At 65.0% G+C, this 26,241-nt stretch carries 30 protein-coding genes; 17 read left to right on the top strand and 13 right to left on the bottom strand.

The genetic code is table 11. The annotated features are described in order from the left end of the window. Positions 1-9: 9 nt before the first annotated feature. Genes J2X62_RS20080 through J2X62_RS20065 form a run of 4 tightly spaced genes read right to left on the bottom strand, consistent with a single transcriptional unit; the run spans position 10 to position 3,103 of the window. The gene (locus tag J2X62_RS20080) at positions 10-1,104 is read right to left on the bottom strand and encodes a sulfate/molybdate ABC transporter ATP-binding protein (protein WP_032387248.1); all 1,095 of its coding nucleotides are present in this window, start codon (positions 1,102-1,104) and stop codon (positions 10-12) included. Then, positions 1,101-1,910, bottom strand: coding sequence for an ABC transporter permease (locus J2X62_RS20075; RefSeq protein WP_310182880.1), 810 nt, complete (start codon positions 1,908-1,910; stop codon positions 1,101-1,103). Before J2X62_RS20075 ends, J2X62_RS20080 begins: the two co-directional genes overlap by 4 nt. Continuing rightward, a complete protein-coding gene (gene modA, locus J2X62_RS20070; protein WP_371832751.1) occupies positions 1,907-2,692 on the bottom strand; it encodes a molybdate ABC transporter substrate-binding protein in 786 nt (261 codons plus the stop codon). The genes J2X62_RS20075 and modA overlap by 4 nt, the downstream gene beginning before the upstream one ends. Before the next feature lie 12 nt (positions 2,693-2,704). Continuing rightward, positions 2,705-3,103 carry a molybdopterin-binding protein gene (locus J2X62_RS20065; protein ID WP_048318336.1) on the bottom strand — a complete coding sequence of 133 codons (399 nt, stop codon included), beginning with the start codon at positions 3,101-3,103 and terminating at the stop codon, positions 2,705-2,707. Between the two features lie 232 nt (positions 3,104-3,335). Here J2X62_RS20065 and J2X62_RS20060 point away from each other — a divergent pair, with 232 nt between their 5' ends. The 3 genes from J2X62_RS20060 to truB are packed head-to-tail and all read left to right on the top strand — an operon-like array spanning position 3,336 to position 5,889. Next, entirely contained in the window at positions 3,336-4,259 is a 924-nt protein-coding gene (locus J2X62_RS20060) for a metallophosphoesterase (RefSeq protein WP_310182876.1), read from the top strand. Then, positions 4,256-4,921: a 4'-phosphopantetheinyl transferase Npt gene (gene npt / locus J2X62_RS20055; protein WP_027496757.1), complete on the top strand. Its 666-nt coding sequence runs from the start codon at positions 4,256-4,258 to the stop codon at positions 4,919-4,921. The genes J2X62_RS20060 and npt overlap by 4 nt, the downstream gene beginning before the upstream one ends. A gap of 35 nt (positions 4,922-4,956) precedes the next feature. Beyond that, positions 4,957-5,889 (top strand): tRNA pseudouridine(55) synthase TruB, encoded by a 933-nt coding sequence (gene truB / locus J2X62_RS20050; protein WP_027496758.1) that lies wholly within the window; start codon positions 4,957-4,959, stop codon positions 5,887-5,889. Positions 5,890-5,932: 43 nt separating this feature from the next. Here the strand turns inward: truB and J2X62_RS20045 are convergent, their stop codons facing one another. Genes J2X62_RS20045 through J2X62_RS20030 form a run of 4 tightly spaced genes read right to left on the bottom strand, consistent with a single transcriptional unit; the run spans position 5,933 to position 9,319 of the window. Continuing rightward, positions 5,933-6,685: a metal-dependent transcriptional regulator gene (locus tag J2X62_RS20045; RefSeq protein ID WP_370878688.1), complete on the bottom strand. Its 753-nt coding sequence runs from the start codon at positions 6,683-6,685 to the stop codon at positions 5,933-5,935. Position 6,686: 1 nt separating this feature from the next. Further along, complete coding sequence (locus tag J2X62_RS20040) at positions 6,687-7,514, bottom strand: metal ABC transporter permease (protein ID WP_371832753.1); 828 nt, start codon at positions 7,512-7,514, stop codon at positions 6,687-6,689. A 48-nt stretch (positions 7,515-7,562) separates the two neighbouring features. Next, a complete protein-coding gene (locus J2X62_RS20035; protein ID WP_045841827.1) occupies positions 7,563-8,360 on the bottom strand; it encodes a metal ABC transporter ATP-binding protein in 798 nt (265 codons plus the stop codon). Further along, positions 8,357-9,319 carry a metal ABC transporter substrate-binding protein gene (locus tag J2X62_RS20030; RefSeq protein ID WP_371832750.1) on the bottom strand — a complete coding sequence of 321 codons (963 nt, stop codon included), beginning with the start codon at positions 9,317-9,319 and terminating at the stop codon, positions 8,357-8,359. The genes J2X62_RS20035 and J2X62_RS20030 overlap by 4 nt, the downstream gene beginning before the upstream one ends. Before the next feature lie 103 nt (positions 9,320-9,422). Between J2X62_RS20030 and J2X62_RS20025 the strand changes: the two genes are divergently transcribed. The 4 genes from J2X62_RS20025 to J2X62_RS20010 all read left to right on the top strand — a co-directional run bounded on the left by J2X62_RS20025 (position 9,423) and on the right by J2X62_RS20010 (position 14,806). Continuing rightward, positions 9,423-10,391, top strand: coding sequence for a bifunctional riboflavin kinase/FAD synthetase (locus J2X62_RS20025; RefSeq protein ID WP_027496763.1), 969 nt, complete (start codon positions 9,423-9,425; stop codon positions 10,389-10,391). A gap of 136 nt (positions 10,392-10,527) precedes the next feature. Further along, a complete protein-coding gene (gene rpsO, locus J2X62_RS20020; protein ID WP_027496764.1) occupies positions 10,528-10,797 on the top strand; it encodes a 30S ribosomal protein S15 in 270 nt (89 codons plus the stop codon). Between the two features lie 393 nt (positions 10,798-11,190). After that, entirely contained in the window at positions 11,191-13,452 is a 2,262-nt protein-coding gene (locus tag J2X62_RS20015; RefSeq protein WP_027496765.1) for a polyribonucleotide nucleotidyltransferase, read from the top strand. A 67-nt stretch (positions 13,453-13,519) separates the two neighbouring features. Beyond that, positions 13,520-14,806, top strand: a complete 1,287-nt coding sequence (locus tag J2X62_RS20010; RefSeq protein WP_310182853.1) for a pitrilysin family protein — start codon at positions 13,520-13,522, stop codon at positions 14,804-14,806. On the opposite strand, the gene J2X62_RS20005 is transcribed toward J2X62_RS20010, so the two are convergent. Beyond that, entirely contained in the window at positions 14,787-15,359 is a 573-nt protein-coding gene (locus J2X62_RS20005; RefSeq protein ID WP_032366444.1) for a TetR/AcrR family transcriptional regulator, read from the bottom strand. The two genes, J2X62_RS20010 and J2X62_RS20005, sit on opposite strands and share 20 nt — an antisense overlap. Positions 15,360-15,412: 53 nt before the next feature. Here J2X62_RS20005 and J2X62_RS20000 point away from each other — a divergent pair, with 53 nt between their 5' ends. Continuing rightward, positions 15,413-16,087, top strand: coding sequence for a 1-acyl-sn-glycerol-3-phosphate acyltransferase (locus J2X62_RS20000; protein ID WP_027496768.1), 675 nt, complete (start codon positions 15,413-15,415; stop codon positions 16,085-16,087). Between the two features lie 32 nt (positions 16,088-16,119). Here J2X62_RS20000 and J2X62_RS19995 read toward each other — a convergent pair whose 3' ends face one another. Together J2X62_RS19995 and J2X62_RS19990 are read right to left on the bottom strand one after the other, a co-directional pair. Continuing rightward, positions 16,120-16,863 (bottom strand): polyprenol monophosphomannose synthase, encoded by a 744-nt coding sequence (locus tag J2X62_RS19995; protein ID WP_027496769.1) that lies wholly within the window; start codon positions 16,861-16,863, stop codon positions 16,120-16,122. 86 nt (positions 16,864-16,949) lie between these two features. Continuing rightward, complete coding sequence (locus tag J2X62_RS19990; RefSeq protein ID WP_032366445.1) at positions 16,950-17,717, bottom strand: 2-phosphosulfolactate phosphatase; 768 nt, start codon at positions 17,715-17,717, stop codon at positions 16,950-16,952. Between the two features lie 70 nt (positions 17,718-17,787). Between J2X62_RS19990 and J2X62_RS19985 the strand changes: the two genes are divergently transcribed. Together J2X62_RS19985 and J2X62_RS19980 are read left to right on the top strand one after the other, a co-directional pair. Further along, on the top strand, positions 17,788-18,222 hold the full coding sequence (locus J2X62_RS19985; protein ID WP_032366446.1) for a hypothetical protein: 435 nt from the start codon (positions 17,788-17,790) through the stop codon (positions 18,220-18,222). Between the two features lie 358 nt (positions 18,223-18,580). After that, positions 18,581-19,804 (top strand): amino acid permease, encoded by a 1,224-nt coding sequence (locus tag J2X62_RS19980; RefSeq protein WP_310182844.1) that lies wholly within the window; start codon positions 18,581-18,583, stop codon positions 19,802-19,804. A 2-nt stretch (positions 19,805-19,806) separates the two neighbouring features. Here J2X62_RS19980 and J2X62_RS19975 read toward each other — a convergent pair whose 3' ends face one another. Then, positions 19,807-20,082 (bottom strand): hypothetical protein, encoded by a 276-nt coding sequence (locus J2X62_RS19975; protein ID WP_027496773.1) that lies wholly within the window; start codon positions 20,080-20,082, stop codon positions 19,807-19,809. A gap of 100 nt (positions 20,083-20,182) precedes the next feature. On the opposite strand from J2X62_RS19975, the gene J2X62_RS19970 reads away from it, so the two are divergent. Together J2X62_RS19970 and J2X62_RS19965 are read left to right on the top strand one after the other, a co-directional pair. Beyond that, positions 20,183-20,818 (top strand): hypothetical protein, encoded by a 636-nt coding sequence (locus J2X62_RS19970; RefSeq protein WP_141214967.1) that lies wholly within the window; start codon positions 20,183-20,185, stop codon positions 20,816-20,818. A gap of 89 nt (positions 20,819-20,907) precedes the next feature. Beyond that, positions 20,908-21,357 carry a chemotaxis protein CheY gene (locus J2X62_RS19965; RefSeq protein ID WP_051365375.1) on the top strand — a complete coding sequence of 150 codons (450 nt, stop codon included), beginning with the start codon at positions 20,908-20,910 and terminating at the stop codon, positions 21,355-21,357. A gap of 1 nt (position 21,358) precedes the next feature. Here the strand turns inward: J2X62_RS19965 and J2X62_RS19960 are convergent, their stop codons facing one another. After that, positions 21,359-22,072, bottom strand: a complete 714-nt coding sequence (locus J2X62_RS19960; protein ID WP_310182834.1) for an aquaporin — start codon at positions 22,070-22,072, stop codon at positions 21,359-21,361. Between the two features lie 290 nt (positions 22,073-22,362). On the opposite strand from J2X62_RS19960, the gene J2X62_RS19955 reads away from it, so the two are divergent. The 5 genes from J2X62_RS19955 (at position 22,363) to nuoE (ending at position 26,240) form a co-directional block, all read left to right on the top strand. Continuing rightward, positions 22,363-22,722, top strand: coding sequence for an NADH-quinone oxidoreductase subunit A (locus J2X62_RS19955; RefSeq protein WP_027496775.1), 360 nt, complete (start codon positions 22,363-22,365; stop codon positions 22,720-22,722). A gap of 71 nt (positions 22,723-22,793) precedes the next feature. Further along, on the top strand, positions 22,794-23,348 hold the full coding sequence (locus J2X62_RS19950) for an NADH-quinone oxidoreductase subunit B family protein (protein ID WP_027496776.1): 555 nt from the start codon (positions 22,794-22,796) through the stop codon (positions 23,346-23,348). Further along, positions 23,345-24,049: an NADH-quinone oxidoreductase subunit C gene (locus J2X62_RS19945; protein ID WP_174557255.1), complete on the top strand. Its 705-nt coding sequence runs from the start codon at positions 23,345-23,347 to the stop codon at positions 24,047-24,049. The genes J2X62_RS19950 and J2X62_RS19945 overlap by 4 nt, the downstream gene beginning before the upstream one ends. Further along, positions 24,049-25,347, top strand: coding sequence for an NADH dehydrogenase (quinone) subunit D (nuoD, locus tag J2X62_RS19940; RefSeq protein WP_310182828.1), 1,299 nt, complete (start codon positions 24,049-24,051; stop codon positions 25,345-25,347). The genes J2X62_RS19945 and nuoD overlap by 1 nt, the downstream gene beginning before the upstream one ends. Further along, positions 25,344-26,240, top strand: a complete 897-nt coding sequence (gene nuoE / locus J2X62_RS19935) for an NADH-quinone oxidoreductase subunit NuoE (protein WP_310182827.1) — start codon at positions 25,344-25,346, stop codon at positions 26,238-26,240. Before nuoD ends, nuoE begins: the two co-directional genes overlap by 4 nt. Position 26,241: the final 1 nt, after the last annotated feature.

The raw sequence follows: 26,241 nt of genomic DNA, 5'->3' as shown, positions 1-26,241 counted from the left end.
TCGCATGCATCACCGCCGTGACACCAGGGCCGGATGCAGCACCACCTCGCGGCTCTTGACGACGAAGAACACCCGTCGGCCGGGTTCGAGGCCCAGCTCCGATACCGCGGCGGCGGTGATGTCTGCCGCGATACCCGGTGTGCCGTCGGGGTGCGGACGAGCTCGGACGCGGATGCCCGAGCCCTGCACTTCCATCTCCTCGATGACTACTTCGAAGACGTTGCGCGGGCTGGCGTGCGGCGCGGTGAGGTGTACCGAAACCGCAGCGGGGGAGAAAACTGCGACCACCGGCGTCCCCGAACCGTGTTGCCCCGAGCCGTGCACGACGGTGTCCCACGGCGTGCGCAGCGCGGTGGTGTCGCCGACGGTGAGTGCGTGGCCCGAGATCAGATTGACCCCGGCCATGCGAGCACCGAACTCGCTTCGCGGGGCGGTGAGAACGTCGGCGACCGAACCGCGTTCGACGACGCGTCCACCGTCGACGACGGCAACGGTATCGGCGAGTGCGACGACGTCGAGCAGATCGTGGGTGACTATCAGTGCCGTACGACCGTTCTCTCGGAGTACGGTGCGCAGCAGTCTTCGGATGGCCGGGGCCGTGTCGACGTCGAGCGCGGCGAGCGGTTCGTCGAGCAGGAGGAGTCGGGGATCGGCGGCGAGTGCGCGGGCGATGGCAACCCGCTGAGCTTGGCCCCCGGACAGCTGTGCCGGGCGGCGCTCGGCCAGGTGAGAGGCTCCGACTGCGTCGAGCCACCGATCGGCCACTGCCCTGGCCGTCCTCCGGTCGGCGCCGGAACTACGTGGTGCGAATGCGACGTTCGTCCGTGCGGCCATGTGAGGAAACAGCAGTGTCTCCTGTGCCAGAGTCGCGATGCCGCGGGCGTGCACCGGAACGGCCGTCCCTGCGGTCGTGTCGGTCAGAACGTCCTCGCCCAGGCGGATGATGCCGTCGTCGGGTGGCACCAGGCCCGCGACGAGCTGCAGCAGTGTGGATTTACCTGCGCCGTTCGGTCCCAGGATCGCCGTTGTTTCACCCTCGGCGACATCCAGCTCGAGATCGACGCCCCGGTCCGCGACGGTGGCGCGCAGGTGTAGCGAACTCATGGTGTTCCCGTCGTTCGAGTACCGCGAGCGGCCAGGACCACCACTGCCGCGACGACGACGAGGACGAGCGACAGGGCTATCGCCGCGTCGGGGTCGGACTCGCGTTGCAGATAGATTTCGAGGGGCAGGGTTCTGGTCACTCCCTCGAGAGAACCGGCGAACGTCAGCGTCGCGCCGAACTCTCCCAGTGCGCGCGCGAACGCGAGAACGATTCCGGACGTCAACCCGGGCAGGATCAAGGGGAGGGTGACGCGGCGCAGGACCGTCGTAGGGGGAGCGCCCAAGGTTGCGGCCACCACGTCGTATCGGTCACCGGCAGTGCGCAGCGCGCCCTCGACGCTGACCACCAGGAAGGGCAACGACACGAAGGCCTGGGCGAGCACCACGGCCGTCGAGGTGAACGCGATCCGGATTCCGAAGGCATCGAGATGTTCGCCCAGTAGCCCCTGGCGACCGAACGTGTAGAGCAAGGCGATACCGCCGACCACCGGGGGGAGCACCAGTGGGAGGACGACGAGGGAACGCAGCGTCGACAGACCGCGAAACGAACTGCGGGCGAGGACCGTTGCCATCGGCACACCCAGGAGCACACACAACATCGTGCTCGCCGAGGCCGTCTTCAGACTCAACAGCAGTGCGGCTACTGCGGACTCGGACGTGATGAGCCCGAAGAAGTTCGTCCAGTCGATTCGGGTGAACATCGCGGCCAACGGCGCGACGACGAGAAGCGCTCCGGCAGCGGCAGGGACGAATATCCATCCGGGTACACCGACGGTCGGACCTGTGCCCGCGGCGTGCCCGGTCACGGTGCCGCGAAACCGGCCTGCGTCAGCACTTCACGGCCGACCGGTCCGGCGACGAAGTCGGTGAAGGCGCGGGCCGTGTCCACGTTGTCGGATCCGCTCAATGCTGCGATCGGATAGGTGTTGACCGCCCCGCTCGATTCCGGGAAAGGCACGGCGGTGACGGCGTCTGCGGCCCCCGTTGCATCGGTGACGTACACCAGTCCGGCGTCGGCCTGACCGGAGGTGACCTTGCCCAGAACGTCGGTGACGGACGACTCCTCGCTGACTGCCGGGATGTCGGTTCCGGTGGCGTTCTCGACGGCTGCCGTGGCCGCGCCGCACGGCACCTGAGGCGCGCAGATCACCGTCAGCACATCGGGTTTCGCCAGATCGGCGAACGACCGGACGGCCTTGGGGTTACCCGGGGCAGTGACGATGGTGAGGGTGTTGGAGGCGAAATCGACCGGGTCGCCGGCGACGAGGCCGGCATCGACGGTCGTGCTCATGTTCTTGGTATCGGCAGAGGCGAACACGTCGGCAGGTGCACCGTTGACCAGTTGCGCGGCCAGATCGGAGGAGCCCGCAAAGCTGAAATCGACGGTAGTGCCGGGATGTTCCTGCTCGAAGCGGGTGCCGAGGGCGGTGAACGTCGAGCGCAGTGATGCCGCCGCGAACACGGTCAGCGTGCTCGAACCCCCATCCTGCGGAGCGTCCTCGGCAGCGGGGTCGGCCGCGCACCCTGCAAGCATCAGGGCGACCGCGACCAGAGCACCGTGAACCGCTCGAATGTTCTTCACTGACATCGTCCTTCGGTTCTAGGGAGTTTCGACAATGACGGTCGTGGCCTTGACGACCGCGACGGTGATGGAGCCCGGTTCGAGCCCCAATTCCTGGACCGATCGGGTGCTCATCAGGGACACGATGGTGAACGGCCCACACTGCATGCGGACCTCGCTCATGACCGCGTCGGAGACCACGTCGGTGACCAGCCCCACGAGTCGGTTCCGGGCAGAGCTACCGCCCGACGCCACCTCGGGCGGGGGAGCGGCGTGCTCGCGGGCGTACTGCGCGAGAGCGCGCGCGTCGACGACCTTGCGACCCGTCTCGTCGTCGTGGGAGGGCAGGGTCCCGCTGTCCATCCACCGGCGGACGGTGTCGTCGCTGACTCCGAGCAGTGCGGCGGCGTCGCGTACCCGTATCGGCGGTGCCGTCATCGCACGATGCCGTTTCCTGCAAGTATCCGCAAAAGCGTCATGGATTGCACCATATACCCGAATCTGCGGTCGTTGCTGCGTGGACCCTCCTTTCGGAGCCGTCCGACGAACCGCAGCGGTTCACCCCGCGTGCACCGCTGCGGAATCTCCGGGGAGTATTGGAGGTTGGTACGTTCTCGGGCGGTTGTGGCGATTCGACGTCGGCGGCCGAGTGCATCGGAAGGGATCATCAGTGGCAGCCAAGTTATGGGCAGTGAGCGACATTCATGTCGGACATCGAGGCAATCGACCTGTCACCGAGGACATTCATCCCGAGTCACCCGAGGATTGGCTGATCGTCGCCGGAGACGTCTCGGAGAAGACCGACGACATCAAATGGGCGCTCGAGCTGCTGCGCAGCCGCTTCGCGAAAGTGATCTGGGTTCCGGGCAATCACGAGTTGTGGACGACGGTGAAGGACCCCGTTCAGATCCACGGAGCGGCTCGGTACGAGTACCTGGTCAATCTGTGCCGCGAGATCGACGTCGTCACTCCCGAGGATCCCTACCTGCTCTGGGAAGGCAAAGGTGGACCCGCGACGATAGTGCCGATGTTCCTGCTCTACGACTACACGTTCCTCCCGCAGGGTGCGCGGGACAAGGAGCACGGGCTGGCGATCGCGCGCGAGAAGAACGTCGTCGCCACCGACGAGTTCCTGCTGTCCTCTCAGCCGTATGCGACGCGCGATGCCTGGTGCCATGCCCGCATCGACGCCACCCGCGAGCGCCTCGACGCGCTGGACACCACGGTTCCCACCGTGCTCATCAACCACTTTCCGATGGTGCGTCAGCCGACCGAGGTGTTGTTCTACCCGGAGTTCGCCCTGTGGTGCGGGTCGACGCTGACGGCGGACTGGCACACCAGGTACAACGCGATCTGCTCGGTGTACGGTCACCTGCACATCCCGCGGACCACCTACTACGACGGCGTCCGCTTCGAGGAGGTCTCGGTGGGTTACCCGCGCGAATGGCAGCGCCGTGGACTGCCGAACAACGTTCTGCGCCAAATTCTTCCGGTTCCCGAGTATCCGCCGGGCACATTGAACAAATGGGGCGGGCACTTCACCGTGACGCCCGAGATGGAGGCAGAGGTCGAGAAGATGAGGGCAGGCCAGTGATCGAATCGATTCTCCCCAACGGGGTCGTCTCGGCCGAATTGTTCACCGATCCACCGGGTTTGATGCCGCACCCACTCGAAGCGCCGCTGGTCGCCAAGGCGGTGGACAAGCGCAAGCGTGAGTTCACCTCGGCTCGACACTGCGCGCGTGTGGCGATGCAGAAGCTCGGTGTGGAGCCCGCGCCGATCATGCGCGGCACCTCCGGCGCACCGCAGTGGCCGAAGGGAGTGGTGGGGTCGTTGACGCATTGCGACGGCTACCGCGGTGCCGTTCTGGGCTACGCCATGCAGGTTCGCTCGGTGGGAATCGATGCCGAGCCACACGGACCTCTTCCCGACGGTGTGCTCGACGCGGTCAGCCTCGAAGCCGAGCGCGAGTGGCTCTCGACCGCGGGCCGAGAAGACGTCCACTGGGATCGAGTGTTGTTCTGCGCCAAAGAAGCGACGTACAAGGCCTGGGAGCCGCTGACCGGTCGCTGGCTGGGGTTCGAGGACGCGCACATCACGTTCGAGCGCACCGGCACCGGTGACGACATCTCGGGAACGTTTCGATCCGAACTGCTGGTCCCGGGCGACACCGTATCCGGACCTCCGTTGACGGCTTTCGACGGTCGATGGATGGTGTCCGACGGTTTGGTGATGACGGCGATCTCGGTGATGTGACGACCGGCTCGTCGCGCCTGGCACAATGCACTCTCGTGAGTGCTCGCGGAAAGATCTCGTCCGGTCTCGTAGGTGCCGGTGTGTTGGTGGTCGACAAGGGGCCGGGCGTCACCAGCCACGATGTCGTCGCGTCGTGCCGAAAGTTGTTGCAGACCAGAAAGGTCGGTCATGCGGGGACGTTGGACCCCATGGCGACCGGGGTGCTGGTTCTGGGCGTCGAGCGGGCGACCAAGATGCTCGGATTGCTGACGCTGACGACCAAGTCGTACACCGCCACTGTGCGACTGGGGCGCAGTACGACGACCGATGACGCCGAGGGTGAGGTGCTCGCCGACGTCCCGGCCACGAATGTTTCGGATTCGGACATCGCGGCCGGGGTTGCCGCACTCACCGGTGACATCGAGCAGGTTCCGGCCAGTGTCAGTGCCATCAAGGTCGACGGTCAGCGGGCACACAAGCTCTCGCGCGCCGGTGAGGAGTTCACCCTCGCCGCTCGCAAGGTCACTGTCACTCGCTTCGACGTGACGGCTCGCCGCGACGTCGTCGATTCCGATGGCCGGTTCGTCGACCTCGATGTCGAGGTGGACTGCACGTCGGGGACGTACGTGCGCGCGCTCGCACGGGATCTCGGCGCAGCACTGGGCGTCGGCGGCCACCTGACGGTTCTGCGCAGAACCAGGGTCGGGCCGTTCACGCTCGACCACGCCGTGACACTCGAGGAATTGGCCGAGAATCCCGCTGTGGGCCTCGATATAGACGAGGCCGCGCGCACCGCATTTCCGCACCGACAGATCGATGCCGCCGAAGCGGAGTCGCTCAGCCAGGGACGCTGGCTCGATCCCGTCGGAATCGAGGGGGTCTACGCGGCTGTCGATCCCACCGGGCACACCATCGCGTTGCTGCAGGAAAAGGGCAAGCGGGCGAGCTCGGTGATGGTGGTGCGGCCGGCAACACTGCGCGGGTATTGATTTCCCGTTCGAGTCGGCCCTGCGACCGAGGGGACTGTACCGCTCAGGTGGCCGGAACCATCCAGATCGCTTCGGCGGCGCGGTGACCGAGATCGATGGACTCCGTGCTGCCGCGTCGGGCGAGTTCGATCGCCACCGTGCCGGCGTAGTCGCGTCGTTCGACCACGGTGATCGGTAGATCGAGCTCGATGCCGACCGAATCGAAGTACCGGAGCATTGCGGGGTCCGAATCGGAGATACGAGCCACTCGTCCCGACTGACCGTCGAGGTACTCGCTCAGTCTGGTTGCGGACGGCGTGTCGATGGATCCGTTGGCCGACGGAATCGGGTCCCCGTGTGGATCTCGTTCGGGGTGGCCGAGTTTGGCGTCTATACGATCCATCATCAGATCGGATACCGCATGTTCGAGGATCTCTGCCTCGTCGTGGACCTCGTCCCAGCCGTACCCGAGTTCGCGAACGAGGTAGGTCTCGATGAGGCGATGTCGACGGACCATGCCGATGGCCGCCAGTCGGCCCTTCTCGGTGAGTGAGATGGCACCGTACCGGGCGTGGTCCACCATGCCCTGATCGGCGAGTTTGCGAATCGCCTCGGACACCGTGGATGCGGACACGCCGATTCGTTCGGAGAGCATTTTGGTGCTGACGGAGTCTTCACTCCATTCGCTGGCCGTCCAGATGACCTTGAGGTAGTCCTGCGCAACTGCGGACAGCTGGACGCCCTCGTCGGCCGGAGCTGGATCGTCTTTTCGTTGCGCCACGTCGCCGAGCTTAGGCAATCCAATGGAAAAAGACATCTCACCCGGCCGGAGCTACCGTGACCTGTCCTCGGCGGCGCAGAGCGCGCGTGACGATACCCTGCGTCGGGCTGAACAGGTACGCCAGCACGAACACCAGGCCTTGGGCCAGCACCACGCTGCCACCCGAGGAGACGTCGAGATAGAAACTGGCGTAGATACCGACCAGGGCGCAGCCCACCGAGATGGCGGGGGCAATCATCAGCATGCGGCCGAAGCTGTGGGTGAGTAGGTATGCGGTTGCGCCGGGTGTGATCAGCATGGCGACGACCAGGATGACGCCGACGGCCTGTAGCGCCACGACGGTCGTCAGCGCGAGCAGCGTCAACATCGCGGCCGAGATCACGCTCGGATTGATGCCGACCGCGCGAGCCTGCGTGCGGTCGAACGCGAACAGAGTGAAATCGCGACGCTTGATCACCATCACGGCCAACGCCAGCCCGCCGAGCACGAACACCTGGATCATGTCCGACTGCGACACCCCGAGCAGGTTTCCGAACAAGATGTGGTTGAGGTCGATCTGGCTCGGAAACTTGGAGATCAGGACGACGCCGAGGGCGAACAACGTGGTGAACACGACGCCGATCGCGGCGTCCTCCTTGACGATGGTGGTGTTGCGAACCACCCCGATGGCACCGACCGCGATGAGTGCGAACAGCAGGGCGCCGATGGCGAACGGCGCACCCAGCAGGTAGGACAGGGCGACGCCGGGCAGTACCGCGTGCGATACGGCGTCTCCCATCAGTGACCAGCCGATGAGTACGAGCCAGCAGCTCAACACTGCGCAGACGATCGAGGCGGTGACGGTCACCAACAACGCACGCTGCATGAAGGTGTATTCGAGAGGATTGACGACGAAGTCGATCAGGTACACGGTTCAGCTCGCTTCCGAAGTAGGAGAGCTCGCGCCCAGTTCGTCGATCTTCGACGGGTCCATGCCGAAGGCCAGTGCCAGGTTCTCCGGGCGCAACACCTCGGCTGGACTGCCGTGCATCAGGACCCGCTGCTGCAGCAGGATTGCCTCGTCGCACAGTTCCGGAAGGGCGTGCAGATCGTGGGTGGACACCAGGACGGACGCACCCTGAGCGGCCAGTTCTCGGAGGAGTCGCGTGATCGTCGCCTCGGTCTTCTTGTCCACTCCTGCAAACGGCTCGTCGAGGAGCAGCAAGGACGCTTCCTGAGCGATGGCGCGGGCCACGAATGCCCGTTTGCGTTGTCCGCCGGAGAGTTGCCCGATCTGTCGATCGGCGAGCTCGGTGAGATCGACTCGTCTCAGGGCCGCGTCCACCGCAGCTCTGTCTGCCGCACGAGGGGTTCGGAGAAAGTTCTGTTTGCCGTAACGACCCATCATCACCACGTCCCGGACGCTGATGGGGAAGGTCCAATCGACCGATTCGGCCTGGGGCACGTAGCTGACCGTCCCGGCTTTGCGGGCCCGGGCGGGGTCGCCGCCGAAGACCGTGATCGAACCGGCATCGGTCTTGACGACGCCCATGATGGCCTTGAACAGCGTCGACTTACCCGATCCGTTCATTCCGACCAGGCCGCAGACGCGTCCGGGTGCGAGGGTCAGGCTCGCGCCGACCAGCGCCACGACGTCTCGGTACCGAACGTCGACGGCGTCGACGGTCAGCGCGGCACCGTCCCGGTTCGCACCCGAGATGTGCCGGGTCATCGCGTGCCCACCAACGCGTCGGCGATCAGCCGCGCGTCGTAACGCAGCAGATCGAGGTAGGTGGGCACGGGTCCGTCGGCGGCGCTGAGGGAGTCGACGTACAGCTTTCCGCCGAAGCGGGCACCCGTGTCGTCGGCGACCTGGAGCTGAGCCTTGTCCGAGACGGTCGACTCGCAGAAGACGGCAGGCACGTCGTTGTCACGTACGAAATCGATGGTGCGGACCACTTGTTTGGGTGTCCCTTCCTGTTCGGCATTGACCGGCCACAGATACGCCTCCTGCAGGTCGAAGTCGCGGGCCAGATAGCCGAACGCGCCCTCACACGTCACCAGAGCACGTTGCTGCGCCGGAAGTTGGGCCAGATCGGATTCCAGTTCGTCGCCGACCGACCGCAGCTCGGTGATGTACGCGGCGGCGTTGGCGCGGTATTCCTCGGCATGGACAGCGTCGAGCGCCACGAACGCGTCGGCGATGTTGGTGATGTAGGTCTCCGCCGCGACCGGCGACATCCAGGCGTGTGGATTGGCCTTGCCCGCATATGCGTCATCGCGGATGTAGACGGGTTCCACGTGTGCGCTGACGACCGCGTGCGGTGCGGGCACCCGCTCGACGAACTTCTCGAACCACGCCTCGAGTCCCAGACCGTTGTCCAGGATCAGATCGGCGCTTTCGGCAGTGCGTAGGTCGCCGGGTGTGGGCTCGTACCCGTGAATCTCGGCTCCGGCCTTGGTGATCGACTCCACACGGAGATGGTCGCCTGCAACGTTCGCGGCCATGTCGGCCAGCACCGTGAACGTCGTCAGCACCAACGGTCTGCCGTCGTCCATCGACGTCGGCTCGTCGTCGCCGACCGCGCGAGCGCATCCGCTCGACGTCGCTACCAGCAGTCCCGCCACGGCCCAGCTCGCAACGATTCGACCCACGCGAGATCCGCGGGATCGAAGAAATAAGTTAGGCACCCCGAAATATTTACCGTGGGGACACCCTTTTGTCCATACCTGCCGCACGCGACACGCCTGTCCGAGGATGACCGAGCGGCCGCCGGGCCGTAGGCTTCGCGGTGTGCAGAGATGGCGAGGTCTCGACGATGTACCTGCCGACTGGGGCCGATGTGTGCTCACGATCGGTGTGTTCGACGGCGTTCACCGCGGACATGCGCAGTTGATCGGTAGAGCAGTGGCCGCAGCTCGGGAACGCGGCGTACCCAGCGTGCTCATGACCTTCGATCCCCACCCGATGGAAGTGGTCCGTCCTGGTAGTCACCCCGCGCAGTTGACGACGTTGACCCGGCGTGCCGAACTGGCCGAGGAACTGGGCATCGACGTGTTCTGTGTCATGCCGTTCACGCCCGAACTGATGAAACTCACCCCCGAGCGATACGTGCACGAGATCCTCATCGAACGCCTGCACGTTGCAGAAGTGGTCGTCGGCGAGAACTTCACCTACGGGAAGAAGGCGCTCGGGACGGTCCCCATGCTGCGCAAGATCGGCGAACGGTCCGGCTTCGCGGTCGACGGAGTCAACCTGTTGGCCGAGCATGCCGTCACGTTCTCGTCCACCTACATCAGGTCGTGCGTGGACGCCGGGGACGTCGCGGCAGCAGCTGCAGCGCTCGGCCGCCCGCATCGCGTCGAGGGTGTCGTCGTGCACGGCGACGGACGCGGCCGTCAAATGGGCTATCCCACAGCCAATGTCGCTCCGCCGATGTACTCGGCCATACCGGCGGACGGGGTCTACGCCGCCTGGTTCACCGTGCTCGGTCCGGGTCCGATCATGGGGACGGTCACTCCGGGGGAGCGGCACCCGGCGGCGGTGTCGGTGGGCACGAATCCCACGTTCTCGGGACGCACCAGGACCGTCGAGGCGTTCGTGCTCGACGGCGAGGGAGACCTCTACGGGCAGCACGTGGCCGTCGACTTCGTCGAGCGACTGCGCGGAATGGAGAAGTTCGATTCCATGGAAGCTCTCGTGGAGGAGATGGGCCGGGACGCCGACCGGGCCCGCTCGATCCTGGCCGCCAGCGCAGCCTGATAGGCTGACTCCTCGGTGTTCGCTGCGGTCCGCGGCGGCTGCACCGGCTTCGATACCGCCCGGATGATCATGCATCGTCCACGGCGGGGCCCGTTGCTTCCTTTCACGCGGACGTCATTGATCAGGAGTAGTACCAGTGGCATTGACCACCGAACAGAAGAAGGCCGTTCTCGGCGAGTACGGCTTGCACCCCACCGACACGGGTTCGCCCGAGGCGCAGGTTGCAATGCTCACCAAGCGCATCGTCGACTTGACCGAGCACCTCAAGATGCACAAGCACGATCACCACTCCCGCCGCGGCCTGTTGCTGCTGGTCGGACGTCGTCGTCGTCTGCTCAAGTACATCGCGAAGGTAGACGTCACTCGCTACCGTTCGCTCATCGAGCGTCTGGGTCTGCGTCGATAATTTCGATCGACGCGAGGATGTTGCCGATGCATGGTTCGACGCGCCGGTGTACACCCGACTCGCAGCAATAGTGCAGTAGCCAACGAGGCAGTGCTTAGACTGTTCCTCGTTGGCTTTCTGTGTTTGTACCGCAACATCAGGATAGTCAGCACGACCAGCGGATACACGGTATCCGCACACCGCCGTGTATGCCTGTCACGCCGTGGTGTCGGTCTTCGGTAGTGGCTTTTCGGATACGAGATCCGGAGGGCTTCGATCGATGGCCGCCTCCGCGCAGCCGCGTCCCGAGACGAACTCTCGGAGATGGACGGCACAGGTATGCCGCCACAGCCAGGAGGGCTGGTGGTGTGTCCACGCGGGCACGGCAAAGACGAGAGGACGAGAACAGAACACATGTCGGACACCACAACATTGGACGCCGAAGAAGGCGTCTACGAAGCAACAGCGATCATCGACAACGGCTCTTTCGGTAAGCGGAGCATCCGCTTCGAGACGGGTCGCCTCGCACAGCAGGCCGCAGGCGCAGTCGCCGCGTACCTCGACGAGGACACCATGCTGCTGTCGGCAACGACGGCAGGCAAGCACCCCCGTGAGGGATTCGATTTCTTCCCGCTGACGGTCGACGTCGAAGAGCGCATGTACGCCGCGGGCCGTATCCCCGGATCGTTCTTCCGCCGCGAGGGCCGTCCGTCCACCGACGCCATCCTCACCTGCCGCCTGATCGACCGGCCGCTGCGTCCGACGTTCGTCGACGGACTGCGCAACGAGATCCAGGTCGTCATCACGGTCATGAGCCTCAACCCGGCCGATCTGTACGACGTCGTCGCGATCAACGCCGCGTCGGCATCGACCCAGATCGCCGGCCTGCCGTTCTCCGGTCCGATCGGCGGCGTTCGCGTCGCGCTGATCGACAAGCAGTGGGTTGCGTTCCCGACTAACGAGCAGCTCGAGAAGGCCGTGTTCAACATGGTCGTCGCCGGCCGCATCGTCTCCGGCTCCGGTGCCGACGCCGACGTCGCGATCATGATGGTCGAGGCCGAGGCCACCGAGAACGTCATCGAGCTCATCGAGGGCGGCGCTACCGCACCCAACGAGGCAGTTGTCGCCGAGGGCCTCGAGGCCTCGAAGCCCTTCATCGCAGCCCTGTGCACCGCACAGCAGGAGCTCGCGTCCAAGGCCGCCAAGCCGACCGGCGACTACCCGGTCTTCCCGGCGTACCAGAGCGACGTCTTCGAAGCCGTCGAGAACGCCGCGAAGATCCCGCTCAACGAGGCACTGACCATTGCCGGCAAGGCCGAGCGCGAGAACAAGCTCGACGAGGTCAAGGCTCAGGTCCTCACCTCGGTCGGAGACAGCTTCGCCGGCCGCGAGAAGGAGATCGGTGCCGCGTTCCGCGCACTGACCAAGAAGTCGGTTCGCCAGCGCATCCTCACCGATCACTTCCGCATCGACGGCCGCGGCATCACCGACATCCGGTCGTTGTCCGCCGAGGTCGCGATCATCCCGCGTACCCACGGATCGGCTCTGTTCGAGCGCGGCGAGACCCAGATCCTGGGCGTCACCACCCTCGACATGGTCAAGATGGCGCAGCAGGTCGACTCGCTCGGGCCCGAGACGTCCAAGCGCTACATGCACCATTACAACTTCCCGCCGTACTCCACCGGTGAGACCGGCCGCGTCGGTTCGCCGAAGCGTCGCGAGATCGGTCACGGCGCACTCGCCGAGCGCGCTCTGCTGCCGGTTCTGCCCAGCCAGGCAGAGTTCCCGTACGCCATCCGCCAGGTCTCCGAGGCATTGAGCTCCAACGGCTCGACCTCGATGGGCTCGGTCTGCGCATCGACTCTGTCGCTGCTCAATGCCGGTGTGCCGCTGCGTGCCCCGGTTGCGGGTATCGCAATGGGCCTCGTGTCCGACGAGGTCGACGGCGAGACTCGTTACGTCGCCCTCACCGACATCCTCGGTGCCGAAGACGCGTTCGGCGACATGGACTTCAAGGTCGCCGGAACCAAGGACTTCGTCACGGCGCTGCAGCTCGACACCAAGCTCGACGGCATCCCCTCCAAGGTGCTCGCCGGCGCGCTGTCGCAGGCCAAGGATGCTCGCACCACGATCCTCGAGGTCATGGCCGAGGCCATCGACACCCCGGACGAGATGAGCCCGTACGCACCTCGCGTCACCGCGATCAAGGTGCCCGTCGACAAGATCGGCGAGGTCATCGGGCCCAAGGGCAAGATGATCAACTCCATCACCGAGCAGACCGGTGCCAACATCTCGATCGAAGATGACGGCACTGTCTACGTCGGTGCAGCGGACGGCCCGTCCGCACAGGCCGCGATCGACATGATCAACGCCATCGCCAACCCGCAGCTGCCGAAGGTCGGCGAGCGATTCCTCGGAACCGTCGTCAAGACAACGGCTTTCGGTGCATTCGTTTCGCTGCTCCCGGGCCGCGACGGACTGGTGCACATCTCTAAGCTCGGTAATGGCAAGCGCATCAACAAGGTCGAGGACGTCGTGAGCGTCGGATCCAAGTTGCGCGTCGAGATCGCCGACATCGACAACCGCGGCAAGATCAGCCTCGTTCCCGTCGAAGACGACAACGCAGCTGCTCCCGCCGACGCTCCCGAGGCACCCGCCGAGGTCAGCGCTGAGTAAGAAGCAACCGAGCCGAACGGTACGTCCCCTCGGGACGTACCGTTCGGCCGTTCCAGAGAGCACCGGCATGGATACGGGCGTGCAGCGTACGACTTTGCCCGGCGGGCTTCGAGTCGTCACCGAGTTCGTTCCCGGCGTTCGCTCGGCTTCGGTCGGCGTGTGGGTCGGAGTGGGCTCACGCGACGAGCAGCCGAGTGTTGCCGGAGCCGCGCACTTTCTCGAACATCTGCTGTTCAAATCGACGCCGACGCGCAGCGCGCTCGAGATCGCCCAGGTGATGGACGGTGTCGGGGGAGAGCTCAACGCGTTCACGTCCAAGGAGAGCACGTGCTTCTATGCGCACGTGCTCGACGAGGACGTGGCGCTCGCCATCGATCTGGTCAGCGATGTGGTGCTTCGCGGTCGGTGCCGATCATCGGATGTGGACGTCGAGCGTCAGGTGGTTCTCGAAGAGATCTCCATGCGCGACGACGATCCCGAGGATCTACTCGGAGATGCCTTCCTGGAAGCCATGTTCGGCGATCATCCGATCGGACGCCCGATCATCGGTTCCGTCGAATCCATCGAATCGATGACCCGTGCGCAACTGCACTCCTTCCACGTTCGCCGCTACACGCCGCAGCGCATGGTCGTTGCCGTCGCGGGCAACGTCGATCACAAGCAGACCGTCTCGCTCGTGCGCCGTGCATTCTCCGGCCATCTGGTGAAGGGTGAACGTCCGGCCGAAAGGCGTGGTGGCACAGCGCGATTGCGCAATGCGCCCACGTTGAGCCTGACCACCCGTGACAGCGAACAGGCGCATCTGTGCCTGGGCGTACGGGCGTTCGGACGTCACGAAGGACACCGCTGGGCATTGTCGGTACTGAATTCTGCTGTCGGCGGTGGGCTCAGTTCTCGCCTGTTCCAGGAGATCAGGGAAGAGCGCGGACTGGCTTACTCGGTGTACTCCTCGGTGGATACGTTTGCCGACAGCGGGGCGTTCTCGGTGTACGCGGGATGCCAGCCGGAGAACCTGGGCGAGGTCACCACGGTGATTCGCGAGGTGCTCGCCAAGGTTGCGGCCGAGGGCATCACCGATGCCGAGTGCGCTCGCGCCAAGGGGGCGTTGCGCGGTGGATTGGTGCTGGGACTGGAAGATTCGGGTTCTCGGATGAACCGTATCGGTCGCAGCGAACTGAACTACGGCAATCACCGAGACATCACCGACACCCTGGCGCGTATCGACAGTGTCGGCAACGACGAGGTGCGTGAGGTCGCGGCGGTGTTGCTCGATCGGCCCTTCGGTGCCGCCGTGGTGGGGCCGTACAAGTCGGTCCGGCAATTGCCCGCGTCGGTCAAGTCTCTGATTCGCTGACGTTCCTGATCGCGTCGCGCACTGCGCGGCGGATCAGGGATGTCACCATCGGCGTGCCGCCTATGGGGTCGAGCGCCCGCGTGGAGTGCAGCGCCGCGATCCCGTGCGCGGAGGTCCACAGTCGCAGGGCTACGAACTGTGGATTCTCCGGAACAACCGCACCGACCGTCTCGATCAACGTATCGAACAGCGGGCGTGAGGTGTCGCCGAGCTTCTCGCCGGAACCCTCCAGCAGGTCGTGCCGAAACATCAGCGCGAACATCGCCGGTCGCTCCACCGCGAACTGCACGTAGGCCTCGGCAATTGCGTCGAGAGCAGTCAGGGGTGAATTCGACTGCCGAGCCGCCGATGTCGCTCGTTCACCGAGATCGACGAGCCCGACCCTGGCCACGGCTGCGGCCAGAGCGTTCAGCGTCGGGAAGTATCGCCGCGGGGCACCGTGCGACACTCCCGCCTCTCGGGTCACCGCTCTGATCGTCAGCCCGTCCTGCCCGTCACGGTCGAGCAATCGCACGCCTGCGTCCACCAATCGGGTCCTGAGGTTGTCCGCCACGTAGACATTGTCTACTCTCGGCGTCGACGTTGTCCAGCCGAAGGGGTCGAACCATGTGGTACCTGTTGTTCAAATACGTGCTCATCGGACCGATTCTCCGAGTTCTCGGCCGTCCGTCGGTGGTCGGCCTGGACAATCTTCCGACCTCCGGTCCGGTCATCATCGCCGGAAATCACCTGACCGTCGTCGATTCCTTCTTTCTCGTTCTTCTGGTTCGACGTCGGGTCACGTTCATCGCGAAAAGCGAGTACTTCACCGGTAGAGGTGTCAAGGGGGCCGCGCTCCGGTGGTTCTATTCCGCGACGGGCCAAGTCCCGGTCGATCGACGCGGCTCCGCCGCCTCGGAGCCGGCGCTCGAAGCCGCGAAAAGTGTTCTGCGACAGGGGGACATCTGGGCTGTCTATCCGGAAGGCACTCGGTCACCCGACGGCAGACTGTACAAGGGTAAAACCGGTATGGCGCGGGTCGCGATCGAGACCGGTGCTCCCGTCGTGCCGGTGGTCGTCCACGGAACGCTCGGGTTCAATCCGGTGGGTTCGCGGATGTGGAGACCGGCAAAGGTGCGACTGGTCGTCGGCGAACCGATGGACTTCTCCAGATATGCCGGGGGACAATCCAATCGGGTCATCATCCGTGCTGTCACGGATCAGGTCATGGCATCGTTGGCGGACCTGTCGGGTCAGGAGTACGTCGATCTGTACGCCGCCGATGTCAAGGCGGCGTCATGAGCACCGTGGGCCGATGTCGAGATGAGGTGTGCTCAGAGCTTCTTCTTGTTCCGCAACAACTTCCAGGGCACCAAGGCTGATTCGAGCTGGACCGACAGGCTCATCTTCGACTCGCCTTCGCTACGCTCCTCGAACGTGATCGGTACCTCGGCGAGAGTGAGCCCGTGTTTGACGGTGCGGTAGTTCATCTCGACCTGGAACGCGTACCCGTTGCTCTCCACCGACGCAACGTCGATCGTGCGGAGCGTGCGGGCATGCCATGCCTTGAAGCCGGCGGTGGCGTCCTTGACTCCGAGACGAAGAATCGTGTTCACGTAGAAGTTGGCCCACGCCGACAGCGCCTTGCGGTGCCACGGCCAGTCCGCCGCGACCGAACCGCCGGGGACGTAGCGCGAACCCAGCACGACCGCGGCGTCGGTGCTCTGCAGCTTGTCGATCATCGCCGGAATCACCTCGGTGGGGTGCGACAGATCGGCGTCCATCTGGATCACGATGTCGGCTCCCTCGTCGAGGGCCCGTGTCATGCCGGCCACGTATGCGCGGCCCAGACCGTTCTTCTCGGTGCGGTGCAGAACGGAGACCTCGAGGGGACCGTCGATGGCGAGTTTGTCGGCGATGTCACCGGTTCCGTCGGGGGAATTGTCGTCGACCACGAGAACACCGAGCCCCTCGACCTTCAGCCCGGCCAGCAGTTCGACCAGCTTGGGGAGGTTCTCGCGTTCGTTGTACGTCGGTACAACGACGGTGGTCTTCGGGGCGACTCGTTCCGTACTCACCACCGTATGATCCGTGATTCCGTGTTCCGATCAAAATTTCGGACACGATCGGCCGCGTCGGTGCGGGTTTCGGAGGCCCGATGGGGCTATCGGCCTCGGTGCTCGACGAAGGTATCGCCGCGCAGTATCGGCACGCAGGAACTCGAACCGACTTCGGCGGCGATGTCGACGTCCTCGGGGTGGCCCATCGCTATGAGCTCCCGCCCCGAGCCGCATCGCCGCAGCTCGGTAGCTATATCCGCCGCGGCAGCGTGCCACGCGGTCGCAGCGACCACCGCCTCGGGGGATGGATCGAACAGGCCGGACTCCACGAGCGGTGCCAGCACGGCTCCGGCACCCCACAAGTCCTCCACTGCGGGCCGCAACGACGAATCGGGCCATCTCTCGCCGGCGGCTATGACGGCAATCACGCTGTGGGGGTGCTCGTCGACGACCCACTGCGCGATCGCGGCGGCGTTGCGGAGCGATGCGCCCACGCACGCGTCGACCCGGGCGGCGAGTGCGTGGGCGATCGTGGAACCGTTCGGCGACGGCAACACGAGTCGACTCGGTGGCGGTGCGGCGGCGCGCACGGTGGCAGGACACAAGCTGACGTCTCCCGGCGTGGCAACCGAACGGCCGACTGCGAGAACGGCGTCGTGTTGCTCGGCCAGGTGGGTGGCACGGTCGTCGCGCCATCGGCTGGGTACGACGTCGATTCCGGCGTCCACCGCCACCGTCAGAGTGGTCGTGAACGACAGGACGTCCACGACGACGGCGATGTCGGCACCGGCGACCACAGCGTCGATCGCGGACAGGCCCCACTCGAAGCGCAATGCGCAGTCGTTCTGAGTGTGGGCGGAGTCGACCGGCATTGCGGAACCGTAACCAACATTGTGTCCGGTGCTACGTTCGGCCCGGACAGCGGAACCAGGGGAGGCGCGGATGCAGCTGGAGATCGACACGAAAGTGATCGTGTTCGCGTCGGGTGTGTTGCTGATGTGGGCGTTGGCGCTCGGAGTGCTCAAGTACCACCAGATGTCCACGTCGAGCGACGGAACCGCGCACCGATACGTCGACATCGCGCATCGGGCAGCGTTGATGTACTCCTTCGCTGCGCTCGTTCTTGCGGCTCTCGCGCACTACAGCGCCTGGCCGACGGTGGTCGACCTGACCGCAGCGGTGGTGGTGCTGGTGTTCTTCGTCGCCGCGATCGCCGGCTACACCGTGCACGGGATCCGGCGAGACACCGAGAATCAGTTCGTCCATCCCGTTCCGGGGACGCACCTGTTCATGCTCGCTCTGATCGTCGGCGAGATCGGCGGGACCGCGGTACTGCTGGCCGGATTTTTTGCCGAACAATTCTTGGGACGGTCCTAGTGTCGCTCGGTCCCGAGGACCGTTGTGACGCAAGCATTTCCGATTTGTCCGGATAACCGACAATTGCGAAAACAAACACCACCTTTCCTCCGGCGCGGAAACAGTGGATGGCTTAGCGTCGGGAAATGGGAATGTTTCGCACGAAGTCCGTCGACGAGATCGAGAGCGACGTCGACGACGAGGGGTCCGGCAGTCTGCGCAAGCAGCTCGGGTTACGCGACTTGGTCGGTTTCGGGGTCGGCATCGTCATCGGAACCGGCATATTCACGCTCACCGGTGTACAGGCCAAAGAAAATGCCGGCCCGGCGGTCGTGATCTCCTTCGTCATCGCCGGTGTCGTGAGTTTGCTTGCCGCACTGTGTTATCGGAACTTGCATCGGCCGTGCCGACGGCGGGCAGTGCGTACACGTACGCGTACGCCACCCTGGGGGAGCTGTTCGCGTGGATCATCGGATGGGATTTGATCCTCGAATTCGCTTTGGGGGCTGCCGTTGTCGCTCGAAGCTGGTCCGGCTACCTCGCGGATCTCTTTTCTCTGCCACCCAGCTTGTTCACGGAGGAAGCGCCGGTGAACGTGGGGGCTGTTGCCATCGTCGCGGTGCTGGGCGTCATTGCCGCTGTGGGAGTCAAGGAGTCGGCGCGAGTGACCAACGTGCTGGTCCTGATCAAGGTCGCCATTTCGGTGTTCATCGTGATCGCCGGCCTGTTCTTCGTCCAGAAGTCGAACCTGGTTCCCTTCGTGCCCGAGTCCGTGCCCGCCGAGGCCGGTGGCTCGACGCTCGATCAGCCCCTGATGCAGGCCGTGGCCGGAATCGCACCCTCGGCGTTCGGATTTGCCGGCGTCGTCACCGCTGCAGCGGTCGTGTTCTTTGCCTACACAGGATTCGAGGCCGTTGCCAATCTCAGTGAGGAGGCCGAGCGGCCCGCCCATGATCTGCCTCGTGCACTGATCGGCACGCTCGTGGCATGCACGTTGCTGTACATGATGGTCGCGTTCGTCGTCACCGGCATGGTGAAATACACCGAGCTCGACGACAGCGCACCCATTGCCAAGGCGTTCGATTCTGTGGGTGCAGGCTGGGCGGGTGTTCTGGTCTCGATAGCGGCCGTCGCGGGTCTGACGTCGGTCATTCTGGTCGAGTTGGTGACCATCAGCCGAATCGGCTTCGCGATGGGCAGGGACGGTTTGCTGCCCAAGTCGGTTGCGAAGGTGTCTCCCCGTTTCGGGACTCCGACCCGGTTGACCGTCGGCGTCGTGGTGTTCGTGGCGCTGCTGGGGGCCTTGGTACCGCTGAAGGAACTGGCCGAGATGGTCAGCATCGGAGCCCTGTTCGCGTTTCTGCTGGTCTCGGCGGCAGTGCCGATCCTGCGTCGGACCAAGCCGGATCTCGAGCGGCCCTTTCGGGTTCCGCTGTCTCCCGTCGTGCCGATTCTGTCCGGGCTCTCGTGCGTCTACCTGATGGCCAACCTGGTGGTGGAGACGTGGATACGGTTTCTGGTCTGGTTGGCCCTCGGTCTGTTGATCTACTTCGCCTACGGGCGCCGCAATGCGAGGTTGGCGACGGAGGTGGTCGACCGATAGACCTACCGTCGGTCGAGGTAGAGCTCCGCCGTCTCCGTTGCCACGGCCGCGACCGCCGAGGCGAGGCCGGGCTCGAGATCCAGAGCCGTCGCGAGTGGCTCGCCGCGAAGATTCGACGATCTAAGCAACTCCCAGGCCCGCTCGACCAGTCGCACCGAGGTCGGGTGGTCCAATTCCGGTCGGTTGGACCGCAGCGCAGTGGCCGCCCAGTCCGCGTCGAACGTCCCGTTGGGAGGTCCGAACACGCGTTCACCGGACGAATAGCTCGTGGGCTCCATGCTCGACGACGCTAGCAGGATTTGCGGCAGGTGGGACCGTGACCGAACTGCGGCCGATCGACACTATCGAACCGATCGGTTTCATCTGTACGGTGAGTCGATGAGCGAGGGGTATCGCAGGCCTGTGGCGGCCGGGTCGGTCTTAGCGCCACTGCTCGCTGCTGTGCTGCTCGTCGGTTGCTCCGCCGGTGAGGCACCTCGCCCGACGCCCGATGCGTCGTCGTCACCGAACTTCGAGACCGCCACCGGCTCGCTCGTGGTCGGTGACCCGTTCACCGCGCCGACCGCCCCCACCGAAACGGTGCCGCCGGTCGTGCCGGGACTGTCGCTGGAGGGAATTCGTCACCCGTCGGGCTCACCCGTGGCGGTTACGGACGTGGTGTTGCGAGCCTCCTCCGTCGAGTATCGACTGCGCGGCAACGGGCCGGTGTCCTATACGGTGCGCTACGTCGACGAGGCCGTCCGATACGGAACCAGTGAGCCGGTCGCGCTTCCCGGGCGAGCCGTACTCCAGGTCGACATCGCCGGTACCTCGACCGAGCCGGATGTCACCGTCGTTCCGTATGCCGGGCCGGATCGGATTCGCAACGAGCCGGACTCCGCCGTGGTGGCGGTCGACTTCCTGGCCGATGCCGATGGAATCTCACAGTCCTTCGTCGCCGTGGCGTCAGACCGTCCGGACTTCGCGGTGCACAGCACCGAGGAACCGGCCGCCGTGATCGTCACCATCTCCTGAGCTGCCGCCACCCGACGTCGACGACGCGAAAGTACCTCTGCGACGTGCGTTCGGGCCCGGTCCACCGGGGGCCGCGCTACCATCGCGGTGTGTCCGACGCCACAGCGAGAGCAAGTTCGGCAGGTCAGGTGCATGTGCTCGTGTACAGCAGTAACGCGGCCACGCGCGCTCAGGTGATGTCTGCGGTGGGCACCCGGCCCGATCCGGCGCTCGGCGTCGTCGACTTCGTCGAGGTTGCCACCGCGGCCGTGGTCATCGAGCACCTGGACGCGGGTGGAATCGATGTGGCGATCCTCGACGGTGAGTCCTCGCCCGTCGGCGGACTGGGTTTGGCCAAGCAACTCAAGGACGAGATCGACGACTGCCCGCCGGTGCTGGTGCTCATCGGACGCCCCGACGACCGGTGGTTGGCCGACTGGTCGCGCGCCGAGGCCGCAGTTCCCCATCCAGTGGATCCGATTCGACTCGGGCGCGCGGTGGTCGATCTGCTGAGGCAGCACTCGGGTCGCGTCGGTGCCAGGGTCTCTCGATCGCGGTAGATCAGACCGTTTTCTCCGATGCGGGCACCGTCAGCACGAACCGGTGGATCGAGCCGGCGACAACAGCTCCGAGCACGGGGAACACCACGAACACCCACAGTTGTGACAGGGCAGGGCCGCCGGCGACGAGGGCGGGGCCGAGGGACCGAGCAGGGTTGACCGAGGTCGAGTCGATTCCGATGCCCAGCAGGTGAACCACGGTCAGGGTGAGGCCGATCGGGATGCCGGCCGCCACGACGGGGTGAACGGTGGGGGCCGTGGTGGCGAGTACGACGAGTACGAGCAGGCCGGTCGCGATCGTCTCGAACACCGCGACCGACGCCAAGCCGTACGCTCCGGGCGAGGAGCTGCCGAATCCGTTGGTGCCCAGACCGTCCGACGACATGTCGTACCCGGGACGGCCCGATGCGACCAACAGTACGACCAGCGCGCCGATCGCTGCACCTGCGGCCTGGGCGGCGATGTAGAACGCAGCCTTGATCGGGGTGATGGCGCGAGCTATCAGGGCTCCGATCGTCACGGCCGGGTTGATGTGGCAGCCCGAGATCGGGCCGATCGCGTAGACGAGGGCAAGCAGTGTGAGTCCGAACGCCAGGGCGATGCCCGGGGTTCCGACGGTGTCGCCCGCGATGACGGCGGTGCCGACGCCGAATATCACGAGCAGGGCAGTTCCCAGTCCCTCGGCGGCGAGCGCCGAGACGGAAATCGACTTCATCGTCTCTCCTCAGTGGTGGCGGCAGCCCGGGTCGGGTGGCCGGAAATGTTCGGTGATTGGTCGTCCCTCGCGGTGTGGACCGCATGTGAGGCAAGAGTGATGTGGATCACATCAATGATTGGGTCCGAGGGTGGGTGGCCCATGCGCGTCAACGGTTTACGAAACTGGACTGCTCGAAATCCCGCGAGATCTGCACCGAACCCATACTGTGTGGTTCAGGTCACATTGGTACGGCCGTCGCATTTACTTTCGCGGCGGCGCGGTCGTCGATCGAGGGAGCGGATGCCCGAATGAACGCCTACGTTCCGATTCTCGTCCTGGGTGCCGTCGCAGTCGCGTTCGCGGTCTTCTCGGTGATGGTCGGCACGATGGTGGGACCCGCCCGATACAACCGAGCGAAGTTCGACGCGTACGAATGTGGAATCGAACCCACGATGCATGCGCCTACGGGACAACGATTTCCGGTGAAGTTCTATCTCACCGCGATGCTGTTCATCATCTTCGACATCGAGATCGTCTTCCTCTATCCCTGGGCCGTCCACCTCGACGTTCTCGGTGCGTTCGGGCTCGTCGCGATGGCGTTGTTCGTCGTGAACGTGTCGGTGGCCTACGTGTACGAGTGGCGGCGAGGCGGGCTCGGTTGGGACTGACCACACGATCTCGGATACGACGACGGAACGATGCACTGTTCTCATTCTGCGGAAGCGAAAGAGCGTGATCGATGGGACTCGAAGAGAAGCTACCCAGCGGATTCCTGCTGACCACCGTCGAGGGGTTGGCCGGGTACGCACGTAAGGGCTCGCTGTGGCCCGCCACCTTCGGGCTCGCATGTTGTGCCATCGAAATGATGGCCACCACGTCCGGCCGTTTCGATCTCGCGCGATTCGGAATGGAAGCGTTTCGCGCGTCCCCCCGGCAGGCGGATCTGATGATCGTGGCCGGCCGCGTCAGCCAGAAGATGGCTCCGGTGTTGAGGCAGGTCTACGACCAGATGGCAGAACCGAAATGGGTTCTCGCCATGGGTGTCTGTGCATCCTCGGGCGGAATGTTCAACAACTACGCGGTGGTCCAGGGAGTGGACCACATCGTGCCCGTCGACATCTATCTGCCCGGGTGCCCGCCTCGGCCCGAGATGCTGCTCAACGCAATCCTGGAGTTGCACAAAAAGATTCAGCAGATGCCGTTGGGTGTGAACCGGGAACAGGTGCGAGCGGCCGCCGAGGCGGCTGCACTCTCGTCCACCCCGACGATCGATCTGAAGGGTTTGCTCCGATGACGGCGCAGCCGCCGGGTGGGATGTCTCAGCCGCCAGGAAAAATGTCTCAGCGGCCACGCGGGATGTTCGGGGTTCGCGGTAGTGGCGACACGTCGGGCTACGGCCGATTGGTGCCGCCGGCGGCAGCGGAGGACACCGCGACGCGGCCCTACGGCGGCTACTTCGATGCCCTCGTCGATCGGTTGGCCACCGTCCTTCTTGCTGTGAACCCCGTCGCTACGTTCGACGCCGCCGTCGAACGGGTGGTGATTCATCGCGGCGAATTGACGCTGCATCTGGTGCGGGAGTACGTGCCTGCCGTCGCCCAGGCGCTACGGGACGACGAAGAATTGCGATTCGAATTGTGTACCGGCGCATCGGGTGTGCACTATCCGGACCTGATCGGCCGGGAGTTGCACGTTGTGTACCATCTGGTCTCCATCACGCACGGCCGTCGGCTCCGACTCGAAGTTGCCGTCCCCGACGACGATCCACACAGTCCGTCGCTGTGCGGGGTGTATCCCACCAACGACTGGCACGAGCGCGAGGTCTACGACTTCTTCGGCATCGTCTTCGACGGTCATCCTGCATTGACGCGGATTGAGATGCCCGACGACTGGGTCGGTCATCCACAACGCAAGGACTATCCGCTGGGCGGAATTCCCATCGAGTACAAGGGCGCTCGCGTCGCGCCTCCCAACGAGCGCAGGTCGTACAACTGATGAGTGCAACGGACGAAGCCATCTACGCGGTCTCCGGACAGGACTGGGACGACGTCGTCGAGTTGGCCCGCGGATCGAGTACCGAGCGGATCGTGGTCAACATGGGCCCGCAGCACCCGTCAACACACGGCGTGCTGCGGTTGATTCTCGAAATCGAGGGCGAGACCGTCACCGAGGCTCGTTGCGGGATCGGGTATCTGCACACGGGAATCGAGAAGAATCTCGAGTACCGAAACTGGACCCAGGGCGTCACGTTCGTCACCCGCATGGACTACCTGTCGCCGTTCTTCAACGAAACCGCATACTGCCTCGGCGTGGAGAAGCTACTGGGTATAACCGACGACATTCCCGAGCGCGCCACGGTGATCCGGGTGATGCTGATGGAGCTGAATCGCATCTCGTCGCATCTCGTCGCATTGGCCACGGGCGGAATGGAATTGGGAGCGGTCACCGCGATGCTGTTCGGGTTCCGTGAGCGCGAGCTGATACTCGACGTCTTCGAGGCCATCACCGGCCTGCGCATGAACCACGCCTACATCCGGCCGGGCGGACTGTCGCAGGACCTACCCGAGGACGCGGTCGGCAGGGTACGTGAGCTCCTTCGCGTGCTGCCGGGACGCCTGCGCGACCTCGAACTCATGCTCAACGACAACCCGATCTGGAAAGCCAGAACCGAGCACGTAGGTTATCTGGATCTCACCGGATGTATGGCGCTGGGCGTCACCGGTCCGGTGCTGCGTTCGACCGGACTGCCCTACGACCTGCGACGGTCCGATCCGTACTGCGGGTACGAGAACTACGAGTTCGACGTGGTGACCGACACCGGATGCGACTGCTACGGGCGATATCTGATTCGCGTCGAAGAAATGAAGGAATCGCTCAAGATAGTCGAACAGGCCCTCGACCGCCTGCGTCCCGGCCCGGTCGTCATCGACGACAAGAAGATCGCGTGGCCGGCCGAGCTGGTCTCGGGACCCGATGGCCTGGGCAACTCTCAGGAGCATGTGCGGACCATCATGGACACCTCGATGGAATCGCTGATTCACCACTTCAAACTGGTGACCGAGGGAATGCGGGTCCCGGCCGGCCAGGTGTTGTCCTCGGTGGAGTCGCCGCGAGGGGAGCTCGGGGTACACATCGTCAGCGACGGTGGAACCAGGCCGTACCGAGTGCATTTCAGAGATCCGTCCTTCACCAACCTGCAAGCGGTGGCGGCAATGTGCGAGGGCGGAATGATCTCCGACGTCATCGCCGCGGTCGCCAGTATCGACCCGGTGATGGGTGGGGTGGATCGATGACCGCGCAGCCCCAGTCGGAACCGGTTCTGATCCAACTCGGAGCCCGGCCGGACGAACCGGTGCAACTGGCCACGCCGGGTGCACGAACGTCGTATCCCCCCGAGGTGCTCGCCCGGCTGCACGCCGACGCCGATATCGTCGTCGCGCGCTATCCGCAGGCCAGATCGGCCCTGCTGCCGCTGCTCCATCTCGTGCAAGCCGAGGACGGCTGCCTCACGCCCGCTGGAATCGAATTCTGCTCGAAGGTACTCGAACTCACCGGGGCGGAGGTGACTGCAGTCGCGACCTTCTACTCGATGTATCGACGCGAACCCACCGGGACGTACCGCGTCGGCGTGTGCACCAACACGCTGTGTGCTGTCATGGGCGGCGACGCCATCATGGACGCGCTGCGTGATCACCTGGACGTCGAGCACGGAGGTACCACCGCCGACGGCACGATCACCCTCGAACACATCGAGTGCAATGCCGCATGCGATTACGCCCCGGTGATGATGGTCAATTGGGAGTTCTTCGACAACAGCACCCCGTCGTCTGCGCGGGATCTGGTCGATGCACTTCGATCCGGCACCCAGGTCACACCGACGCGTGGAGCACCGCTGTGCACGTTCCGCGAGACCGAGCGGATTCTCGCCGGATTTTCCGACGGTCGGCCCGAGGCACTCGAAGCGACCGGTAGTGCAGGCGATGCCACCCTGGCCGGACTGCGATACGCGCGCGAACACGCGATGTCGGCACCCGAGGCCGGGGCACGACCGAACGACGATCACCCGGACGTCGGAGCCGCGGCCGCACCGGAGACGGTGCGAGACAAGCCCGCACCGGCACCCTCGGCGACCGTGCCACCACAACCGAACACCACCGAGACCGATCCGCCGACGAAGGGAGCGTGAC

The organism is Rhodococcus sp. 3258 (assembly GCF_031456475.1).
GTDB lineage: Bacteria > Actinomycetota > Actinomycetes > Mycobacteriales > Mycobacteriaceae > Rhodococcoides > Rhodococcoides fascians.
This window is presented reverse-complemented; position numbering and strand designations above follow the sequence as displayed.

Bases quoted from the DNA above. Each gene is read 5' to 3' on its own strand.
- nuoE (WP_310182827.1), top strand. From the start codon at position 25,344: ATGACCGCGCAGCCCCAGTCGGAACCGGTTCTGATCCAACTCGGAGCC.
- modA (WP_371832751.1), bottom strand. From the start codon at position 2,692: ATGTCAGTGAAGAACATTCGAGCGGTTCACGGTGCTCTGGTCGCGGTC.
- J2X62_RS19960 (WP_310182834.1), bottom strand. From the start codon at position 22,072: ATGAAGTCGATTTCCGTCTCGGCGCTCGCCGCCGAGGGACTGGGAACT.
- J2X62_RS19970 (WP_141214967.1), top strand. From the start codon at position 20,183: ATGAGCGAGGGGTATCGCAGGCCTGTGGCGGCCGGGTCGGTCTTAGCG.
- J2X62_RS20045 (WP_370878688.1), bottom strand. From the start codon at position 6,685: ATGTCTTTTTCCATTGGATTGCCTAAGCTCGGCGACGTGGCGCAACGA.
- J2X62_RS20080 (WP_032387248.1), bottom strand. From the start codon at position 1,104: ATGAGTTCGCTACACCTGCGCGCCACCGTCGCGGACCGGGGCGTCGAT.
- J2X62_RS19955 (WP_027496775.1), top strand. From the start codon at position 22,363: ATGAACGCCTACGTTCCGATTCTCGTCCTGGGTGCCGTCGCAGTCGCG.
- J2X62_RS19950 (WP_027496776.1), top strand. From the start codon at position 22,794: ATGGGACTCGAAGAGAAGCTACCCAGCGGATTCCTGCTGACCACCGTC.
- J2X62_RS19985 (WP_032366446.1), top strand. From the start codon at position 17,788: ATGCAGCTGGAGATCGACACGAAAGTGATCGTGTTCGCGTCGGGTGTG.
- J2X62_RS20000 (WP_027496768.1), top strand. From the start codon at position 15,413: ATGTGGTACCTGTTGTTCAAATACGTGCTCATCGGACCGATTCTCCGA.
- J2X62_RS19975 (WP_027496773.1), bottom strand. From the start codon at position 20,082: ATGGAGCCCACGAGCTATTCGTCCGGTGAACGCGTGTTCGGACCTCCC.
- J2X62_RS20065 (WP_048318336.1), bottom strand. From the start codon at position 3,103: ATGACGGCACCGCCGATACGGGTACGCGACGCCGCCGCACTGCTCGGA.
- J2X62_RS19945 (WP_174557255.1), top strand. From the start codon at position 23,345: ATGACGGCGCAGCCGCCGGGTGGGATGTCTCAGCCGCCAGGAAAAATG.
- J2X62_RS20035 (WP_045841827.1), bottom strand. From the start codon at position 8,360: ATGACCCGGCACATCTCGGGTGCGAACCGGGACGGTGCCGCGCTGACC.
- J2X62_RS20015 (WP_027496765.1), top strand. From the start codon at position 11,191: ATGTCGGACACCACAACATTGGACGCCGAAGAAGGCGTCTACGAAGCA.
- nuoD (WP_310182828.1), top strand. From the start codon at position 24,049: ATGAGTGCAACGGACGAAGCCATCTACGCGGTCTCCGGACAGGACTGG.
- J2X62_RS20010 (WP_310182853.1), top strand. From the start codon at position 13,520: ATGGATACGGGCGTGCAGCGTACGACTTTGCCCGGCGGGCTTCGAGTC.
- J2X62_RS20040 (WP_371832753.1), bottom strand. From the start codon at position 7,514: ATGCAGCGTGCGTTGTTGGTGACCGTCACCGCCTCGATCGTCTGCGCA.
- J2X62_RS19990 (WP_032366445.1), bottom strand. From the start codon at position 17,717: ATGCCGGTCGACTCCGCCCACACTCAGAACGACTGCGCATTGCGCTTC.